Annotated in this window: 2 protein-coding genes; both read left to right on the forward strand. The window is 67.9% G+C overall.

Annotated elements, in window-relative coordinates:
- Positions 1-40 precede the first annotated feature (40 nt).
- Positions 41-895, forward strand: coding sequence for an AAA family ATPase (locus AC1D01_RS29355; protein ID WP_047587858.1), 855 nt, complete (start codon positions 41-43; stop codon positions 893-895).
- 90 nt (positions 896-985) lie between these two features.
- On the forward strand, positions 986-2615 hold a 1630-nt coding region (locus AC1D01_RS29360; RefSeq protein WP_477872707.1), incomplete at its 3' end, for a S9 family peptidase.

Genomic DNA, 2615 nt, shown 5'->3' on the forward strand with positions numbered 1-2615 from the left:
CCTTATACTGGCCCGCACCCCCTTCAAACCCTCGCGACGCATGAAGTTCAAAGGCTCCGACAACTACGTCGCCACCGACGACCTGATGCTCGCGGTCAACGCGGCTGCCACGCTGAAGCGGCCGCTGCTGATCAAGGGCGAACCCGGCACCGGCAAGACGATGCTGGCCGAGGAAGTCGCGCAATCGCTGGGCATGCCGCTGCTGCAGTGGCACATCAAGAGCACCACGAAGGCGCAGCAGGGTTTGTACGAATACGACGCGGTGAGTCGCCTGCGCGACAGCCAGCTGGCCGACGTCGATGGCGGTGCGCGGGTGCACGACATCCACAACTACATCGTGAAGGGCGTGCTGTGGCAGGCCTTCACGGCCGAGCAGCCGGTGGTGCTGCTGATCGACGAGATCGACAAGGCCGACATCGAGTTCCCGAACGACCTGCTGCGCGAGATCGACCGGATGGAGTTCTACGTCTACGAGACGCGCGAGCTGATCCGGGCGAAGCACCGGCCGCTGGTGTTCATCACGTCGAACAACGAGAAGGAGCTGCCCGACGCCTTCCTGCGCCGCTGCTTCTTCCACTACATCCGCTTCCCGGACGCCGACACGATGAAGCGCATCGTCGAGGTGCATTTCCCGTCGCTGAAGAAAGAGCTGCTGGCCGCCGCGCTGCGCAACTTCTACGACGTGCGCAACCTGCCCGGGCTGAAGAAGAAGCCGAGCACCAGCGAGCTGCTCGACTGGCTGAAGCTGCTGGTGGCCGAGGACATCCCGCTGGAAGTGCTGCAGAGCAAGGACGAGAAGGTGAGCCTGCCGCCGCTGGTGGGCGCGCTGCTGAAGAACGAACAGGATGTGTCGCTGTTCGAGAAGCTCGTCTTCATGCAGAAGCACAACCGGTGACGCGCGCCGGGCAGCGGCTCCGGCCCTCCCCGCCATTCCCGTCATTCCCGTTTTTCCACGAACGCCGCTCACGAGGCGGCCCGCACCATCATGGCCCGACACAAGACCCTGAGCATCGATGACCTGTGGGCGCTGCAGCGCGTCGGCGGACTGTCCCTGTCGCCCGACGGCGCGCAGGCGGTCTGCTCGGTCGGCAGCTACTCGATGGAGGACAACAAGGGCACGTCGGCCCTGTGGCTGCTGTCGACCTTCGGCGGCGGGCCGCGCCGGCTGACGCAGGCCGGCGAGAAGGACGGCCAGCCGGCCTGGTCGCCGACCGGCGAGCGCATCGCGTTCATCGCGCGCCGCGAGCAGCAGGGCAAGAAGGACGACACGCCGCAGCTGTACGTGATCGCGGCCGATGGCGGCGAGGCGCGCCGCGTCAGCGATTTCGCGCCGGGCGTCGATGCCTTCAAGTGGTTCCCCGACGGCAAGCGCATCGCGTTCGTCTCGTGGGTGTGGCCGGACGCGCGCGGTGCCGTCGCGCAGGGGAAGCGCCACCAGGCGTTCAAGGACCGCAAGGAAACCGCCTACGTGACGAGCGAGGCGCAGTACCGCTACTGGGACCGCAACCTGCCGATGGAGCGCGTGGCGCACGTGCTGGTGCTCGATGTCGAGAGCGGCCGGGTGCGCGACCTGTTCGAGGGCAGCGGCTACGAGCTGCAGCGCGGCGACCCCGACGCGCATTCGTTCGACATCTCGCCCGACGGCCGGCACATCGCGTTCGCGTTCGATCCGGCGCCGGAGAAGCGGCTGGACCATTGCAAGTCATTGGCCGAGGTGGCGGTGCGCACCGGCCGCATCGAGGTGATCGCGCAGGACAAGGCCTGGGATTTCGAGGCGCCGCGCTACAGCCCCGATGGCCGCCGCATCGCGTTCCTCGCGAGCCACCAGGGCAAGCGCCACACGATGCCCAACCATGCGGCGGTGTTGCAGCGCGGCATCGACGCGCCGGTCAAGCAGCAGGTGCTGAGCGCGGCGTGGGACCACGCGGTGAACGGGCCGATCCGCTGGTCGGCCGATGGCGAGGCGCTCTTCTTCACGGCCGAGGACCAGGGCCGCTGCCACCTGTGGCGCTTCGACATCGCGGCGCGCCAGGCGGCCGTCGTGGCGCGCGGCGGCTGGGTGCAGGGCTTCGACGTGGCGGGCGAGGTGCTCGTGACGGCGGCCGATGCGATGGACCATCCGGCGCGGGTGCATGCGCATCGCGCGGGCGAGGAAGAACCGCAGCGGCTGGAGCGCTTCAACGACGATCTGTTGAAGCCCGTGAAGCTGGGCAGGTACGAGGACGTGCGCCTGAAGGGTGCGCTGGGCGACGAGATCCAGGCCTGGGTGGTCTACCCGCCGGGGTTCGACCCGAAGAAGAAGTACCCGTTGCTGCACAGCATCCATGGCGGCCCGCACGCGGCGGCCGGCGACACCTTCCACTACCGCTGGAACACGCATGTGTTCGCGGCGCAGGGCTATGTGGTGGTCTGCGTGAACTACCACGGCTCGAGCGGTTTCGGCTACGGCTTCCTCGACAGCATCACGCACCGCTGGGGCGAGCTGGAGCTGCAGGACGTGGAGGCGACGACCGACCTGATGCTGAAGAAACCGTACATCGACCGCGGCCGCGTCTTCGCGACGGGCGGCAGCTATGGCGGCTACATGGTGGCGTGGATGAACGGGCACGTGAAGC

This window comes from Rhizobacter sp. P3_B12 (assembly GCF_056402895.1).

What these genes read in the sequence shown, in the direction of transcription:
- AC1D01_RS29355 (WP_047587858.1), top strand. Translation starts at nt 41, where the DNA reads ATGAAGTTCAAAGGCTCCGACAACTACGTCGCCACCGACGACCTGATG.